The sequence below is a fragment of the Acinetobacter sp. XS-4 genome (assembly GCF_023920705.1).
Classification (GTDB): domain Bacteria; phylum Pseudomonadota; class Gammaproteobacteria; order Pseudomonadales; family Moraxellaceae; genus Acinetobacter.
The window spans coordinates 1,444,947-1,462,571 of the sequence record NZ_CP094657.1 but is presented as its reverse complement, the minus strand read 5'-3'; the positions used below and the strand labels follow the sequence as shown (position 1 = coordinate 1,462,571).

Annotated in this window: 16 protein-coding genes; 11 read left to right on the top strand and 5 right to left on the bottom strand. The window is 39.9% G+C overall.

Features of this window, described 5'->3' with window-relative positions; genetic code table 11:
* Positions 1-22: 22 nt before the first annotated feature.
* Positions 23-850, top strand: coding sequence for a hydroxyethylthiazole kinase (gene thiM / locus MMY79_RS06805; RefSeq protein WP_252612643.1), 828 nt, complete (start codon positions 23-25; stop codon positions 848-850).
* Between the two features lie 29 nt (positions 851-879).
* Here thiM and MMY79_RS06800 read toward each other — a convergent pair whose 3' ends face one another.
* The 3 genes from MMY79_RS06800 to MMY79_RS06790 form a co-directional block, all read right to left on the bottom strand.
* Positions 880-1,731 (bottom strand): AraC family transcriptional regulator, encoded by an 852-nt coding sequence (locus tag MMY79_RS06800; protein ID WP_252613459.1) that lies wholly within the window; start codon positions 1,729-1,731, stop codon positions 880-882.
* 81 nt (positions 1,732-1,812) lie between these two features.
* Positions 1,813-2,172, bottom strand: coding sequence for a 5-carboxymethyl-2-hydroxymuconate Delta-isomerase (locus MMY79_RS06795; RefSeq protein ID WP_252612642.1), 360 nt, complete (start codon positions 2,170-2,172; stop codon positions 1,813-1,815).
* A 43-nt stretch (positions 2,173-2,215) separates the two neighbouring features.
* Positions 2,216-3,928 carry a helix-turn-helix domain-containing protein gene (locus MMY79_RS06790; RefSeq protein WP_252612641.1) on the bottom strand — a complete coding sequence of 571 codons (1,713 nt, stop codon included), beginning with the start codon at positions 3,926-3,928 and terminating at the stop codon, positions 2,216-2,218.
* Between the two features lie 230 nt (positions 3,929-4,158).
* On the opposite strand from MMY79_RS06790, the gene MMY79_RS06785 reads away from it, so the two are divergent.
* The gene (locus MMY79_RS06785) at positions 4,159-5,331 is read left to right on the top strand and encodes an iron-containing alcohol dehydrogenase (RefSeq protein WP_252612640.1); all 1,173 of its coding nucleotides are present in this window, start codon (positions 4,159-4,161) and stop codon (positions 5,329-5,331) included.
* Positions 5,332-5,526: 195 nt separating this feature from the next.
* On the top strand, positions 5,527-6,495 hold the full coding sequence (locus tag MMY79_RS06780; RefSeq protein WP_252612639.1) for an alpha/beta hydrolase: 969 nt from the start codon (positions 5,527-5,529) through the stop codon (positions 6,493-6,495).
* Here MMY79_RS06780 and MMY79_RS06775 read toward each other — a convergent pair.
* The gene (locus MMY79_RS06775; RefSeq protein WP_252612638.1) at positions 6,492-7,682 is read right to left on the bottom strand and encodes a helix-turn-helix domain-containing protein; all 1,191 of its coding nucleotides are present in this window, start codon (positions 7,680-7,682) and stop codon (positions 6,492-6,494) included. The genes MMY79_RS06780 and MMY79_RS06775 overlap by 4 nt on opposite strands.
* 142 nt (positions 7,683-7,824) lie before the next feature.
* On the opposite strand from MMY79_RS06775, the gene MMY79_RS06770 reads away from it, so the two are divergent.
* The 6 genes from MMY79_RS06770 (at position 7,825) to MMY79_RS06745 (ending at position 14,369) form a co-directional block, all read left to right on the top strand.
* Positions 7,825-9,336, top strand: coding sequence for an aldehyde dehydrogenase family protein (locus MMY79_RS06770; RefSeq protein WP_252612637.1), 1,512 nt, complete (start codon positions 7,825-7,827; stop codon positions 9,334-9,336).
* Between the two features lie 220 nt (positions 9,337-9,556).
* Positions 9,557-10,993: an ethanolamine permease gene (gene eat, locus MMY79_RS06765; protein ID WP_252612636.1), complete on the top strand. Its 1,437-nt coding sequence runs from the start codon at positions 9,557-9,559 to the stop codon at positions 10,991-10,993.
* A 14-nt stretch (positions 10,994-11,007) separates the two neighbouring features.
* Positions 11,008-12,393: an ethanolamine ammonia-lyase subunit EutB gene (locus MMY79_RS06760; RefSeq protein ID WP_252612635.1), complete on the top strand. Its 1,386-nt coding sequence runs from the start codon at positions 11,008-11,010 to the stop codon at positions 12,391-12,393.
* A 10-nt stretch (positions 12,394-12,403) separates the two neighbouring features.
* Positions 12,404-13,219: an ethanolamine ammonia-lyase subunit EutC gene (gene eutC, locus MMY79_RS06755; protein ID WP_252612634.1), complete on the top strand. Its 816-nt coding sequence runs from the start codon at positions 12,404-12,406 to the stop codon at positions 13,217-13,219.
* A 167-nt stretch (positions 13,220-13,386) separates the two neighbouring features.
* Entirely contained in the window at positions 13,387-14,109 is a 723-nt protein-coding gene (locus MMY79_RS06750) for a glutamine amidotransferase (protein WP_252612633.1), read from the top strand.
* Between the two features lie 146 nt (positions 14,110-14,255).
* Complete coding sequence (locus tag MMY79_RS06745) at positions 14,256-14,369, top strand: hypothetical protein (protein ID WP_228156315.1); 114 nt, start codon at positions 14,256-14,258, stop codon at positions 14,367-14,369.
* Between the two features lie 112 nt (positions 14,370-14,481).
* Here the strand turns inward: MMY79_RS06745 and MMY79_RS06740 are convergent, their stop codons facing one another.
* A complete protein-coding gene (locus tag MMY79_RS06740) occupies positions 14,482-16,209 on the bottom strand; it encodes a glutamine--tRNA ligase/YqeY domain fusion protein (protein WP_252612632.1) in 1,728 nt (575 codons plus the stop codon).
* A gap of 168 nt (positions 16,210-16,377) precedes the next feature.
* Between MMY79_RS06740 and MMY79_RS06735 the strand changes: the two genes are divergently transcribed.
* Positions 16,378-16,887 carry a peptidylprolyl isomerase gene (locus MMY79_RS06735; protein ID WP_016137752.1) on the top strand — a complete coding sequence of 170 codons (510 nt, stop codon included), beginning with the start codon at positions 16,378-16,380 and terminating at the stop codon, positions 16,885-16,887.
* A 15-nt stretch (positions 16,888-16,902) separates the two neighbouring features.
* Complete coding sequence (locus MMY79_RS06730; protein WP_252612631.1) at positions 16,903-17,622, top strand: UDP-2,3-diacylglucosamine diphosphatase; 720 nt, start codon at positions 16,903-16,905, stop codon at positions 17,620-17,622.
* Positions 17,623-17,625: the final 3 nt, after the last annotated feature.

Here is a 17,625-nt window from a genome sequence, read left to right as displayed (position 1 = left end):
TTAGCTTACTAGGGATCATAATATGACATCGACATCTAGTTTGATTGAACAGGTCATTGAAGCTTGGCAGAACATGCAGGCAAAAACGCCTCTTGTGCAATGTATTACCAATAGCGTTGCGGCTAACTATACAGCCAATGTATTACTCGCTTCTGGTGCTTCACCTGCGATGATTGATAATCCTTATGAAGCAGAAAGTTTTACCAAAATTTCATCGGCTTTAAGCATTAATTTAGGCACCCCGACTTCAGAGCAAATGCAGGCCATGCAAATCTCTGCAAAAACAGCACAGCTTAGTCATATTCCGTGGGTACTTGATCCGGTGGGCTATGGGCCAGTTTTAGCTTGGCGCAGTCAAATGACAGATGAACTTTTACAGTTTAAGCCTAGTGTTATTCGTGGTAATGCTTCAGAAATCAGTACACTTGCAGGTAATCAAGTTCAATCCAAAGGTGTAGATAGTACCCTAAGTAGTGATGATGCCTATTGGCAGGCTTACGCGCTATTAGTACATACAGGCTGTATCGCAATTTCAGGCGAGTCCGATTACATTTTATCTAAAGATCTAGATGTCGTTATCCAAGTTAACGGCGGCAGCCCCTTACAACCCAAAATTACAGCAACTGGCTGTGCTTTGGGTGCATTAATCGCTGCATACAGTGCGGTAACTACGCCAACCATTGCAGCGCTTTCAGCCCATGTGCATTTTGCAATTGCGGGTAAACTTGCTGCGAATCAGGCACAAACTATGGGAAGTTTTAGTACCATTTTTATGGACTATATCCATATGTTAGATGCCAACCTAATTGAGCAATATGCAAATATTAAGCTGTTTGGTTTAAAGGCATAACCGCAAGTTATGCCTTTATCACACTACACTCACTTTAAAAGTAAGTAGATATCTGTAATAAGGTCACATTCTTTCACATCATGCACAAAGTTGTGATAGTGAAAGAAAACTGGATATTCCCCTGCTTCTTCAGGTTGCTCAGGTAACCAGTTTCTAAAGATGTAATAGACACTATCTTTAATCTGGTCATGGCTACCCAAATGTCTTACGGTCGCATAACGACCCGCAGGAATTTCCCCTGTTTCTACGCCGTAACTATTTTCAGTTACAGCCTTTTCAATTGACCCAGCAATGTCAAATCGAAACTCGTCAGACGGAGTCTGCTCAGGGTCAGCAAACGGAATACCATAAGTTCTAGACTTGGTCACAGGCGATAAACCTGTTTCTTTGCGCCAAGCAATAAAACGTGCAGCCGTTTCAAAGACTTTATCAGGACTACCTAAATGCGATAGATAGGCAATCTTTTCAGCAGGACGCTCAACAATATTTACATTCATTTTTAGCTCACTTTTTGGAATCGTAAAAACAAACTTCTGGTGCCAAGATTCCCAGTCTGGTTTATCTCTAAAAGCCCGAGGAGTTTGATCAAATGAACGCTTAAATGCACGAGTAAATGCCTCAGGACTATCAAACCCAGCTTGTAATGCAATCTCAATAATCTTGAGTTCAGGTTCAAAAGCCAATTGAAAAGAGGCCCGCTTTAAACGAGAAAGTTGAATAAATTTCATCATATTTAGGCCAATATGAATGGCAAAAATACGATGAAAATGAAACTTAGATAAGGCCGCAATCTGGCTTAATTGGTCAACATCTAAATCTTCATCTAAATGTCTTTGAATATAATCGCAAACCAGTTGCAGCTTTTGTGTATATACAGCCATACATTCATGTCTGTTCATTCGATAGCACTACTTTTACATAGTGCTGATCTCTATTCTTGATCGAAATTGCGCTTTTTATAGTTATACAACTTGCTTGAAATAATCTTCTCTTGGCATGTCAATGAGCTCAACACACAACTGGATTGGCTGATTAACGTCTTCTTGCAAATAATTTTTCTGACTAATTACAGTTAATACCTGATCACCAATAAGCTGTTTTTGTTCAGCAGTTCTTCCTGACAAAATATAGGCTTTTACATGAATATAAGCTTGATCAGTCCCTAAGCCAATGAGAAAAACATCATCTTTACGCGCACGGCTTTTGATGTCTTCTGGACTAAATAGCTCTGTCTCAATCAGTATGGTATTAATTTCTTCAAGTAATTGTTTTGCGTTTAATCCAGTTAAATTATCTGAATAATCAACTACAACGTGCGGCATAGCCACCTCAATTTATGTAATAAGTAATTAAGCTAATTAAACTTTACTCAATAAATAATAAAGCTAATCGAACCTGATCATATCCCATTCGAGGACTGGTTGCTTCAACAATTGGTCTTAGTTTGATTGAACCGTCATCAGAAAAATGATCTGGATTTTGACGCTTTTTCAGTTTTTTATAAATTTTACGAATCTCTTCGACCACTTCTTCACCCGGATGGGCAACCGAAATATCTAGTTTTTGTTCTTTATGAAGTCGAGCCAAATGATTAATGATCGTTGCTGGTGTCAGACCACGCTCATGCGCGATATCTTCAATTTCGTAGCCTTCTTCAAACAACGCACGTGTCTCGTCTAGCGTTGCCGTAGCGTAATTTTGCTTTCCACCTTTTGCGATTTTTTTCTCATTACGAGAAATCTCAGTTTCATTTAAAGTGCCGCCACAGTGACGAATAAAGGCTTTATGCTGAGCAGTTAAATCTACATTTGCAAAGTTGTCTTCAGCTTCTTTAGAAAGCTCTTGAAAACGACGATCGGCTTTTACAGCTAGACTATCTAACTCTAAAGCTTGCTCATTAATCCCTAATAACTTTAGACCAGTTAAAGATTTTAAGCGCGACAATGCTACATAACCCTGACCTTTTTCAAAGGTATTCATCAGGTTAATTTCAGCAGCTTCTAAAGTCATGCCTTGGCTTTTATGAATGGTAATCGCCCATGCCAAACGAAGTGGAATTTGTTGAAAACTTGCAATCACTTTGCCTGCTTCATTTTCAACTGACCATGTTTCAGGGGCAACGAGCAATGTCGTGCCATCGGTTAGTTTTACTTTTGGTAATAAGCCATTTTCATCATCTTCCTCAAAGCCAATAACTTCACCTAAACTCCCGTTGATATATCCCATATCAAAGTTGTTTTTGACAAACATGACTTTTGCATGTTTCTTTAAAGTGAGCTCTTCTGGTGCGCGTACCGAAGATTTTAAAGTTTCTACTAGTTTTTCATTACCATCTAAAACTGCATTAAATTGATGCCCTTCATTATCAATTTCATTTAAGTGCTGATAATTGATATTGTCGACATCCATATTGTGCGTATAAAGACGAGTAAAAGTCTCACCAATATCATGAGAGCGTGATTGACGTAAGGCGTGTAAATGATCTGATTGAATATTCTGCGCACGAATGGCATTTAAAATCTGGTTAAGAATTTCATCATCTTGGCGGTGCTGTTCTGTTAAATAACATACGCGAAATTTGGCTTCGACCCATGCATCAGACATAAAACAGAACTTGTCACGATTGGCTTCACTATTACGCCCAACGGGTGGCAACTGAAAGAAATCTCCAGCAACAATAACTTGAATACCGCCAAAAGCTTCATCACTTTCTTTAAAATATTTTAAAACCTGATTGACCAGATTAAGCTGCTTCGCATGCAACATCGAAATTTCATCGATGACGAGAACTTGCGCGTTTTCAAGATGTTCCTTGAGATATTTACGCTCTTTCATGCGTTTTAGGTCATCGTCAGTTAACTGATCTTTAATACCGATGCCAGCCCATGTATGAATGGTCATACCGTTCATATGCGTTGCAGCAATACCTGTAGATGCCGTAATTGCTACTGGCACTTTACGTGCTTTTAGATATTGGATGTACTGATTAAGTGTATAGGTTTTCCCTGCACCAGCCGAACCGGTTAAAAAGACATTTTCACCTGCTTTAAGCAGTTTAAGCGCAGTTTCCTGTTTCATAATCTCATAAGTACATCTTCAACAGCCCATAGCTTAACGACTTTCCCGAAAAAATTAAATGAATGTGCCAGAATTTCTGTAAAATCATTATAAATCAATAATTAATAATAAAATGATATTTGGTAGGTTTTTGGTAGGTAGGAAAATAATCTTCACATCACAATACTAAGGCCATGGTGAGGCTCACCTGTAATAACAAACAATGGATTTATGGAAGAAGGAATCACTCCATGGCTTTTAAAAATATTGCAGATCAAACAAACGGTTTTTATATTCCCTGTGTATCACTCTTTGGACCAGGATGTGCCAAAGAAATTGGTACAAAGGCACAAAACCTCGGCGCAAAAAAAGCATTAATTGTGACCGATGCAGGCTTATTTAAATTTGGTGTCGCAGATCTTATCGCAAACTATTTAACTGAAGCAGGCGTTGCTAGCCATATTTTCCCGGGTGCTGAACCAAACCCAACCGATATTAATGTTCATAATGGTGTAAATGCCTATAACGATAATGGATGTGACTTTATTGTCTCTCTAGGTGGCGGTTCATCTCATGACTGTGCAAAAGGGATTGGTTTAGTCACTGCTGGTGGTGGTCATATTCGTGACTACGAAGGTATTGATAAAAGCAAAGTTCCAATGACGCCGCTGATTGCAATTAACACAACGGCCGGTACTGCATCTGAAATGACTCGTTTCTGTATTATTACCAACACAGACACTCACGTAAAAATGGCAATTGTCGACTGGCGTTGTACCCCACTCATTGCAATTGATGACCCAAAACTCATGATTGCAAAACCTGCGGGTCTAACAGCTGCAACGGGTATGGATGCGTTAACTCATGCTGTTGAAGCATATGTGTCTACGGCAGCAAACCCAATTACCGATGCCTGTGCAGAAAAAGCCATCACCATGATTAGTCAGTGGTTACAACCTGCTGTCGCGAATGGTGAAAATATCGAAGCGCGCGATGCAATGAGCTATGCACAGTATTTGGCTGGTATGGCATTTAACAACGCATCTTTAGGTTATGTTCATGCAATGGCTCACCAGTTGGGTGGTTTCTACAACCTACCTCACGGCGTGTGTAACGCAATCTTGTTACCACACGTATGCGAATTTAACTTAATTGCTTGCCCAGATCGTTACGCAAAAATTGCGGAGTTAATGGGTATAAAAACTCATGGACTAACCGTGATGGAAGCTGCATATGCTGCTATTGATGCCATTCGTAAACTGTCTTCATCAATTGGTATTCCATCAGGTTTAACAGAGCTAGGTGTAAAAACTGAAGACCTTGCAGTCATGGCAGATAACGCTCAGAAAGATGCGTGTATGTTGACCAACCCTCGTAAAGCAAATCATGCACAAGTTGTGGAGATTTTTAAAGCAGCACTTTAATACTGATGTAATGGCACATCCCTCAAGTAAGTCAAACCCCTCCGACCGTTGACTTACTTTTTTGGGGAATACTTAGCTCCAGCGGTATTCCCTTTTTTTAGAAACTATATTCCAACCTTCTCCAAACCTGATTGACAATTCGCCCATTTCATTGAAGGATACTCAGCATGTCTTAATTACAATAGCTCGATAAAAATGAATACATCTTCAGCTACTCAAAATTATGTTCCAGATATTTTAGGTACTGGCTACGAACAGCTCATACTCAACTTTCCTGATGATTACGAAGGTAAAGTTGTAGCGACACTGGTTCGTAAAAAGGCCGCTCAATCGACTCAAAAAGCTGTGCTGTATATTCATGGTTTTTTAGATTATTTCTTTCAAACCGAAATGGCTGAACAATTCAATGCGCATGGTTATAACTTCTATGCCTTGGATTTAAGAAAATATGGCCGTTCAAAGCTACCTCATCAAATTTTCTATAATGTGCTTGATTTAAATGAATATGATGCTGAAATTACGCAAGCATTAGAGATTATTGGCAAAGAACAGCACACCCAAGTCTTGCTTGCAGGGCATTCGACTGGTGGTTTGACAGCAACGCTTTATGCTGCCCATAACCCAAACCACCCTCTGATTAAAGCACTTTGGGCGAATAGTCCATTTTATGACTTTAATTTAAGCTTAGTTGAAAAGAAATTTGGTATTCCAATGCTCAGTCGAGTAGGAAAATATCTGCCAAAAGTTAAATTTCCCAGTCAATTAAACAAATGGTACACCGCGAGCCTTCACAAACAACTTAAAGGCGAATGGGACTTTAATCTGGACTGGAAACCGACCTCTGCCCCGACAGTCCAACTCAGCTTTGTACATGCAATTCATACGGCGCAAAAAGAGATTCACCACGGAGTGAAGTTGAATATTCCCGCACTGATTATGCATTCCCATCAGACTAAAAACCCACGAAAATGGGGAGCAGATGCGACTCAAAGTGATGTAATTTTAGACGTTAAAGATATTGCTAAATTTGGTAAAAAAATCAAAGGTGATGTCTCTGTTGTCTCTATTCACAATGGGTTGCATGATTTAGTCCTTTCGGCCCAGCCAGTACGAGAACAAGTCTATCAACAAGTGTTCCAGTGGCTGGATCAAAAAATCACTTAACTGAGCTTAGGTGAGTCAAGGTATTTAATCAGCAATTGATGCGCGGGATGTTCGCTCGGTACTAACTCCATAAGGCGTTCTACCGCATCAATTGCTTCAGGAAAATGAGCTAAATGCTTAAGTAATAAATCTGTTTCTTGTGTTTTAAAAATTGCATCGCTTAAACGTGATTCAAGGCAGTCACGCCATGCACATAAAAACGGACTTTCAGTTTTTGCCAGAAATACGCCTGTGTAAAGCTGCAAAGCCGAGGCTGCATATCCCGCATCGAGCGCTTGTTCAGCTTGTAAAAAATCAGCTTCAACATGAACCAGCAAACGATATGGACGTGAACCAAGTAAACCACCCAAAATATCTCGTAGTTGAGACATTTCAGCTTTAAGCGTACCCATACTGACTTTACGTTCGCCATAAAGTGCCTGATAAAGATGCTCTAAAGTTAAACCATGTGGACATAACGCCAATATGGTTAAAATTTCAATTTGACGTGGTGTTAATAATAAACTTTTGCCATTAAATTTAACTTGCGCTGTCGAAAAAGCACGAATATGTAATTGCTGGCGCTGCTGCTCTAGCAAAGCAGACTGAATAATGGATGCACAACGTTCAGCTGCCAATATTCCTAAACTATTATGGTTCTTCCACGTAGTTGATAAATCAACAACGCCTAGGGTTTGTTTTGAGTATGGATCGATAATCGGTGCGGCATAGCACACCCATTCATGAATCGATTCCATGTAATGTTCATTTGAAAAAACACAGCTTGATTGTTGAGTTTTTAAAGATAAAGCCAAGGCATTTGTGCCCACAAATTCTTCACGCCATTGACCACCCTGCACAAAATGTACACGTTCAGCAGCACTTTGCATTTGAGCACTGGGTGCAGTCCAGATAATGGTACTACCGATATCACCGACAGCAATCACCATTGAAGACTGCTCTGCAATATGACGTAAATCGTCAGCACACTGACTTAAAGCCATATCTAAAGCATTTTGTGAAGCAGATTTTTTTTCGACTAAGGGAGCCGCAAAACGCTCTTTAGGAATCGCAGCAGAAGCTGATCGTTCCCACGAGCTTGCAATACTTTGGCCGAGTTTGGCAGCATTCTGAGGAGATAGACTATTTTGCGTGCGCAGTTGATCAATCAACGTCCGTTGCTGCAATAAATCCTTTTTTGTGAACATTTGTAAATTCCTTATATATCCACATTTCTATTCCAACCTTTCTCCAACCTTCTTCTTTATATCCTAATTATACAAAGTACGAAAGTACCTACTGACAGGGTTCTTGTTAGTCTTTAGTCCTAAAAAGCAAAGGAATATTTATATGCGCTATATCGATCCAAATCAACCAGGCTCAAAAGTTCAATTTAAATCACAATACGAAAATTTTATTGGCGGTGAATGGGTAGCACCTGTAAAGGGTGCATATTTTGACAATATATCTCCTGTTGATGGAAAAGCTTTTACACGTATTCCACGCTCTAGTGCCGAAGATATCGAACTCGCGCTAGATGCAGCGCACAAAGCAAAAGCAACATGGAATAAAGCTTCACCAACAGTACGCTCAAATATCCTTTTAAAAATTGCTGACCGTTTAGAAGCAAATCTTGAAATGCTCGCTGTTGCAGAAACTTGGGATAACGGTAAAGCAGTACGTGAAACTTTAGCAGCTGATCTTCCGCTTGCGATTGACCATTTCCGTTATTTCGCTGGATGTATTCGTGCTCAAGAAGGTGGCATCTCTGAAATTGATGAAGATACCATTGCCTATCATTTCCATGAACCACTCGGTGTGGTTGGCCAAATCATTCCATGGAACTTCCCAATTTTGATGGCAGCATGGAAACTTGCACCTGCTTTAGCAGCTGGTAACTGTGTCGTGATTAAACCAGCTGAGCAAACTCCAGTAGGTATTTTGTTGGTGGCTGAACTCATCCAAGACATTTTACCGCCAGGTGTACTTAATATTGTCAATGGTTTCGGTTCAGAAGTCGGCCGTCCTTTAGCGACAAACCCACGTATTGCAAAAATCGCGTTCACAGGTTCAACTCAAACTGGACAAATGGTGATGCAATATGCGACTGAAAATATTATTCCAGTTACCTTAGAACTTGGCGGTAAGTCACCAAACCTTTTCTTTGAAGATATCATGGATAAAGAAGATGACTTCTTAGAAAAAACGCTTGAAGGTTTTGCGATGTTTGCCCTAAACCAAGGTGAAGTATGTACTTGCCCTTCTCGTGCTTTAGTACAAGAAAGTATTGCTGATCAGTTCTTAGAGATGGCTGTTGAACGCGTAAAACGTATTAAAACTGGTCATCCACTTGATACTGAAACCATGATTGGTGCTCAAGCATCTCTACAACAACAAGAGAAAATCTTACGTTGTATTAACACTGGTCGTGAAGAAGGTGCAGAACTCTTACTTGGTGGTAGTGGCCGTAAAGAAGTAGGCGATGGTTACTATGTTGATCCGACTATTTTTAAAGGTCACAACAGCATGCAAGTTTTCCAAGAAGAGATTTTTGGACCTGTACTTGCTGTGACAACGTTCAAAGACTTTGACGATGCAATTAAAATTGCTAATGACACCATGTATGGTTTAGGCGCAGGTGTTTGGTCACGTTCAGCTCACATTTCTTACCGTGCAGGTCGTGCTATTGAAGCGGGCCGTGTTTGGACAAACTGCTACAACATCTACCCTGCACATGCTGCATTCGGTGGCTACAAAAAGTCTGGTATTGGCCGTGAAAACCATAAGATGATGCTAGATCACTATCAACAAACTAAAAACTTGTTGGTGAGTTATTCAACTAAACCAATGGGCTTCTTCTAAGTTTCGCACCAAGTTGATACCAAGCTATCAACACTAGAAAGAAGTAAGATCATTAATTATATAAAAAGCCAGTAATTTAGATTGCTGGCTTCTTTATTTACGGTTGTTAAGCTTGAATTTTTATCATTTAGAATAAAAAAGCTCTATTTACTCTCTAAAGTGCTTCATTTAGGCATTGCTTTTGCATTGATTCATACAAACCCACTCGCAGGAGTATTGTATGAATCAACCAGAAACGGCTTCCGTCATTTCTTCAGGCACAGAAGTCTCATCAGCAGAATATTTTGCTCAGCGTCAACTCAAACAAGGTACGGTTGGTTGGTTACTCCTGATTGGTTTAGGCGTAGCTTATGTGATATCGGGTGATTTTGCTGGCTGGAACTTCGGCATTGCTCAAGGTGGTTGGGGTGGCATGTTTATTGCCACTGCCCTCGCTGCAATCATGTATCTGTGCCTATGTCTTTCTATGTCAGAAATGTCCACCATGATGCCAACAGCAGGTGGCGGTTATAGTTTTGCGCGTGCTGCTTTTGGTCCTTTTGGGGGCTATTTAACAGGAACAGCCATTTTAATTGAATACGCGATTGCCCCTGCTGCTATTGCTGTCTTTATTGGTGGTTATTGCGAATCTCTATTTGGCATAAATGGCTGGATGATTTACCTCGCCTGCTACGCCATTTTTATGGGCATACATCTCAAGGGTGCCGGCGAAGCCTTAAAAATTATGTTCGCAATTACACTTGTCGCAGCTGTTGCTCTAGTTGTGTTTATTGTCGCAATGATTCCACATTTTAATACACAAAACCTGTTAGATATTCCTGTTGGCACAGCAGCTGGCGCAAGTCGTTTTCTACCTCATGGCTATTTAGGCATCTGGGCCGCAGTTCCCTTTGCAATCTGGTTTTTCCTTGCAGTTGAAGGTGTGCCTTTAGCAGCCGAAGAAGCAAAAGATCCAGCCAAATCTCTCCCACGCGGTTTAATCGGTGCAATGCTCATATTAACGGCGTTTGCCATGCTCATATTATTCTTGGGTGCGGGCGCAGCAGGTGCAAGTACTTTGCAAAACTCAGGCGCTCCCCTCGTCGATGCTCTGGTTAAAGTTTATGGCACCAATACTTGGCTTGCGACTTTTGTAAATTTTGTTGGGTTAGCAGGTTTAATCGCGAGTTTCTTTTCAATTATCTATGCCTATTCACGTCAAATTTTTGCACTCTCTCGTGCTGGCTACTTACCTACTTCACTCTCTTTAACCAATAAAAATAAAGCCCCTTATCTTGCGATTATTATTCCGGGCATTATTGGATTCTTGCTTTCACTTACCAAAGAAGGCGATTCACTGATTTTAATCGCGGTTTTTGGTGCCACCATTTCCTATGTGTTGATTCTTTTATCCCACATCAAACTACGCCTATCTAAACCCGACATGCCTCGTCCTTATAAAACTCCTGGAGGAGTCGTTACTTCAAGCATTGCACTGGTTCTAGCAGTCGCTGCTGTAGTTGCGGGCTTTGTTGTTAATCCGAAAGTTTGGTTTATTGCTGCCGCTATTTATGTCGTATTTATTGCTTACTTTTTATTCTATAGCCGTTATCATTTAGTGAAAGGTACACCAGAAGAAGAGTTTGCAAATATTAAAGCCGCAGAACAAGAACTATAAAATAGGACGCAACTATGAGTTATCGCAATATTGTCGCCAATCAACAGTATCACTTTGCTGACTTGAAGACCTTGATGGCAAAAGCAACGCCGTTACGTTCAGGTGATGAATTAGCAGGTGTAGCCGCCAGAGACGCAACCGAACATGTTGCGGCACAAATGACTTTGGCCGATGTACCGCTTAAAACATTTTTGAATGAAGTTGTGGTCGATTACGAAACTGATGAAATTACACGACTGATTATTGATGAACATGATCTGGCAGCTTTTGCCCCTATTTCACACTTTACAGTAGGCGATTTCCGAAATTGGTTACTTGGAGAAGAAGCTACTGCCCAAAGCTTAAAAGCATTAGCGTCAGGTTTAACTCCAGAAATGGTGGCTGCTGTCAGCAAAATTATGCGTAATCAAGATTTGATTTATGTCGCCAGCAAATGTGAGGTGATAACCCAGTTTCGCAACACGATTGGTTTAAAAGGCCATCTTTCTACCCGTTTACAACCGAACCACCCTACCGATGATGTACTGGGTATTTCTGCGAGTATTTTAGATGGTTTGATGTATGGCAATGGTGATGCAGTGATTGGCATTAACCCCGCCACAGATAACCTACATAATTTGTCAGAGCTACTGAAATTGCTTGATCATGTCATTCAGGAATATCAAATTCCGACGCAATCTTGTGTACTCACACATATCAGCTCAGGCATTCAACTGGCTGAAAAAAATGTGCCTATTGATTTAATGTTTCAATCAATCGCTGGCACCCAACTGGCAAACGAAGGATTTGGAATTTCACTCGATTTACTACAAGAGGGATATGAAGCCACGCTCGCACTTAAACGCGGAACTATTGGACAAAATGTTATGTACTTTGAAACGGGTCAAGGCAGTGCCTTATCCAGTAATGCACATCATGGCGTTGATCAGCAAACATTAGAAACACGTGCTTATGCAGTGGCCCGTAAATACAATCCACTGTTAGTGAATACAGTCGTTGGCTTTATTGGCCCTGAATATCTTTTTAATGGCAAACAAATTATACGTGCGGGACTAGAAGACCACTTTTGCGGTAAGTTGCTTGGTGTGCCAATGGGCTGCGACATTTGTTACACCAACCATGCCGATGCTGACCAAAATGATATGGATGTTCTCCTTACTCTATTTGGGGCCGCGGGCATTAACTTTATTATGGGAATTCCGGGTTCAGACGATGTCATGCTCAATTATCAAACGACCTCGTTCCATGATGCCCTCTATTTAAGACAACTCCTCGGTTTAAAACCAGCTCCAGAGTTTTCAACTTGGCTTGAACAGCAAGGTATTTTTAAACAACAAAACTCTCAAATCTGTTGGGCAGACCAAATGCCTGACCAATTCTCTCGTCTGCTCATGAACTAGGGAGAACATCATGAAACTGAACCGTGATATTCAATATCCATCAAGCACCCATCAAGATCAGTGGGAAAAACTTAAACAGTTTACTGATGCTCGTATTGCTCTGGGTCGTGCAGGTTGTAGCATCCCAACACAAGCCTTACTTGAGTTCCAGTTGTCGCATGCACAAGCAAAAGATGCGGTTTATCAAGACATGGATGTTTCCTATTTATCTGAGCAATTAGTGCAAAGACGGCTGCAAAGTCTTCATGTCCAAAGCAACGCCCCTAATAAGGAAATCTATCTTAAACGTCCGGATTTAGGACGTCAGCTTTCAGATCAATCAAAAGATGTCTTAATTAAGAAGTATGCAGAAGACCTTCAACAATACGATATTTGTATTGTGGTCGGTGATGGACTCTCTGCAAGAGCGATTGAAGCGAATGCCATCCCATTCATTACAGCGCTAAGTGAACAAATTCAGCAAGAAAACTGGAATCTTGCACCAATTACACTGGCAACAGGCAGTCGGGTTGCTTTAGGTGATGAAGTTGCTGAAATATTTAAGGCACCCATGCTTGTAATGCTGATTGGTGAGCGCCCAGGTTTAAGCTCTCCTGATAGTATGGGAATTTACTATACGTGGAATGCATATTCAGGCTGTATTGATGCTAAGCGTAATTGTATTTCTAATGTCCGTTCTGCAGGCTTAAGTATTCCAGTTGCGGTACAACGTTTAATGACATTAATGGAAAAATCAAAACAGCTCGGCTTTTCAGGAGTTAATTTAAAAGATGAACATCAACTTTCAGATATAGGTCTTGAGGCAACTCAAAAGCTATTATTTTAAACAGTAGAATATGTTTAAGGATTTATTCATGAATAAGATAATCCTTTGCATAACAACATCATTTTAACGAAAAATATCAATTTTCAGGTATTGACGATTTATACAGATATTTTCTTCCTTTTATTTATCGCTATACTCCACCTATTGATCTTCTATGAATCATTTGTATGAGCACAACAAACGCCTTCCCAAAAACTATTTATGCCATTCAGCATCTCGCTTTCGAAGACTTAGGTTCATTAGAAGATGTCTTTTATCAACTCGGATTTCGTGTCCGTTATTTTGAGGCAGGTGTAGATGATTTAACCCCTGCTTTTGCACATGAAGGTTTAACCGTTATTTTAGGTGGTCCAATTGGTGTTTATGAAACTGATGATTATCCATTCTTAAAAGATGAAATCGCTTTACTCAAACAACGTTTGGCAGCTGACAAGCCTACGCTTGGTATTTGCCTAGGCGCACAGCTTATTGCTCATGCACTTGGTGCAAAAGTATATGCAGGTCATCAAAAAGAAATTGGCTGGGGTCCACTAAGCTTAAGCCTACGTGCTAATCAGGTTTTATCTGGTTTGCTTAACAATGTTCATGTTCTACATTGGCACGGTGACACTTTCGATCTTCCTGAAAATGCGGTGCTCTTAGCAAGCTCAGATATTTATACCAATCAGGCATTTGAAGTCGGCAATAATATTCTTGCTTTGCAGTTCCATATTGAAACCACTGAAGAACATTTTGAAAAATGGCTCATCGGTCATACATGTGAACTTCGCCATGCCAATATTTCAATTCCAAAACTTCGCGAAGAAAATCAGCAATATGCTCAAAACCTCGAACATGCTGCCTTTGACGTTATTCAAAAATTTCTTAAACGAATTGGATATAGTGGTTAATCGCTTTTTTATTACTACAAATAAGTTTAAATGCTTTTTTATTAACCAAAAGGTAGAATAATAATCTATCTTTTGGAACATTTTATATTAAATTAAGTGTACTGCTTCACCATACTTTTCTTCACAAATATAAATAGTTAATCATTATGGAAATCCTGAAATTTATCAAAAGCTTTAATACGGTTAATACCTATTTATCGCTAGCGTTTATTCTTCTTATCATCCTTGTTCTTTATTTTTATGTGGTTAACCCGGCTTAGCTTATTTGCCAAAGCATCATATAAAATAATATATGTAGGAAAATAAATAAAAAGCCCAACTGAGTTGGGCTTTTTTTATATCTGCTATTTACTCAAAAACATTTTACGCGTCTTACTTTTTCTCAGGCTTAAAGCTATCTTTCAAATCGAGAATGCGGTTAAACACTGGTTTTTCAGATGAATGATCATGTTGATCAGCAACAAAATAACCTTCACGTTCAAACTGGAAACGATCTTCAGGACTCGCTTGTGCCAAAGCAGGCTCAATGACAGCTTCTAATACTTTCATCGAATCTGGATTTAAATTTGCCAAGAAATCATCACCTGTTTCAGGATCTGCTTCTGTGAACAAACGATCGTAAATACGTACTTCAGCAGGAATACCTTTAGTCGCAGATACCCAGTGAATTACACCTTTCACTTTACGGCCTTCAGGGTTTTTACCTAAGGTTTCAGGGTCAATCGAACATTTCAACTCAATGACTTCACCATTAGCATCCTTAATAACTTCATCACATTTAATGACGTAAGCATGGCGTAAACGCACTTCACCATCAGGAATTAAACGTTTAAAGCCTTTTGGTGGTACTTCTTCAAAGTCTTTACGGTCAATATAGATTTCCTTAGTTAAAGGAATCACACGGTCACCCATATACACGTTTGGATGGCGAGCATGGTTAAGATCCATATCTTCTGGCAAATTGGTTAAAGTCACTTTAAGTGGACTTAAAACAGCCATACCACGTGCAGCTGTATTTTCTAAAGATTGGCGAATACAGAACTCAAGCATTGCAACATCTACAATACCGTCAGTTTTTGACACGCCCACACGCTTACAGAAATCACGCAAACCTTCTGGCGTAAAACCTCGACGACGCATACCCACGACTGTTGGCATACGAGGGTCATCCCAACCATTCACATGGCCACCTTCCACCAATTTACGTAATTTACGTTTTGATGTAATGGTGTAATCCACGTTTAAACGTGAAGATTCATACTGATGTGGAACCGCTTGAGATTTTACTTTTTCTACAATCCAGTCATAAAACGGACGGTGATCTTGGAACTCTAATGTACAAAGCGAATGAGTAATTCCCTCGATCGCATCAGACAATGGATGAGCATAGTCATACATTGGATAGATTTTCCACTTATCACCTGTTTGATGATGCTCTGAATGCAATACGCGATATAAAATTGGGTCACGCATGTGTACATTTGGGCTTGCCATATCAATTTTGGCACGTAAAACAGCTTCGCCCTCTTTAAATTCACCACTACGCATTTTTTCAAAGCGCGCAAGGTTCTCTTCAACAGAAGCATCACGGTATGGTGAATTTTTACCAGGCTCAACAAAATTACCGCGGTTTAGCTTAATTTCTTCTGGAGATTGCAAATCAACATAAGCATCGCCTTGCTCAATCAGTTGAACAGCCCATACATATAATTGATCAAAATAACCTGATGCATAGCGTGGCTCACCATTCCAGTTAAAACCAAGCCATTTCACATCGTTAGCAATACCGTCAACATACTCTTGCTCTTCAGCATCAGGGTTTGTATCGTCAAAACGTAAATTACATAATCCATCAAACTCTTCAGCCACACCAAAGTTTAGACAAATTGCTTTTACATGACCAATATGTAAATAGCCATTTGGTTCTGGTGGAAAACGCGTTACGATCTGCTTTGCACGACCAGCAGCTAAATCTTCAGTAATAACTTGGCGAACAAAATCTAAGCCAGCCTGTTGTTCTTGCTGCGTAGAATCGACAGAGGCATGAGTATTCGGTGTCGGGTTATTTGGCAGGCTCGAGACAACATCATTAGGCTTCATAGTGTATCAATCACTTCTTTGTAGATAAAATTTCGAAAAATTTAAACGCTATCTTCATTTTTCACAAAGATTTTAACGTTTTTTACTTGCCTTGTAGTTTACAGTTTGCTTATGCTTCTCTCAACCAAAAACCCATGGTCATAAGCCCATGTTTAGGAGATTAATGTAATGAGTTTTCCTCAAGTCGAATTAAACACCAATAAAGGTCGTATTGTTCTTGAACTGAATGCTGAAAAAGCGCCTAAAACAGTAGCAAACTTTTTAGAATATGTACGTGACGGTTTTTATGACGGCGTTATTTTCCACCGCGTCATTGATGGTTTCATGATCCAAGGTGGCGGTATGGATGAAAACTTCAAAGAAAAAGCGACACGTGATTCAATTGAAAATGAAGCTGATAACGGTTTAAGTAACGACGAAGGTACCGTTGCAATGGCACGTACTCAAGCTCCTCACTCAGCGTCTGCTCAATTCTTTATCAACGTGAAAAATAACTCTTTCTTGAACCATACCTCTAAAACTGCTCAAGGTTGGGGCTATGCCGTATTTGGTAAAGTTGTTGAAGGTTTAGACATTGTTGAAGCGATCAAAGGTGTTCGCACTGGCAACCGCGGTTATCACGCTGACGTTCCTTTAGAAAATGTTGTAATCGAATCTGCTAAAATTATTTCTGAATAATTTTAGGATAAAGCTGTGACTTATCTGTTTATCTCAGATTTACATTTGTCACCTGAACACCCTCGACTCGTTCGAGGGTTTTTAGACTTATTGGTGCATTACCAAGATAAAAATACTCAACTCTACATCTTAGGCGACTGGTTTAATGCCTGGATTGGAGATGACTATTCAGCACCATGGCTTGATGAAATTGTTGAGGCCTTAAAAGACTTTAGCAAAAAAGGGAATCAGGTTTATTTTCAAGTCGGTAACCGTGATTTTGCGCTTAATCAAGTTTTTCTCAATAAATTTAATGGCGTCTTACTCCCTGACATTTATTCTCTCAATATCGCAGGACATCAATATCGCTTAGAACACGGCGATGCATTATGTACAGATGACATTTCCTATCAAAGATTTAAAAAAATTATTCGAAATCCTCTCTTAGTCGCTCTTTTACGCCGCACTCCACTCAGTTTTCGTACTAAGCTTGTTAGTGGCTTTCGCAAAAGAAGCTCAGTTGATAAACAGCAAAAAAGCTATGAAATCATGGACGTGAATGAGCAAGCGGTTATTTCCGCTTTAGCAAATGTCGACATATTGATTCATGGGCATACTCACCGTCCTTCAATTCATCAAGTACAAGCTAAACAACGAATTGTTCTTGGCGATTGGCGTGAGGATCAGGCTTACATTTTAGAAATTGATCCATCTTCAAATACGCAACAGCTAGAATTGATTGTCTGGAATTATTAGCTA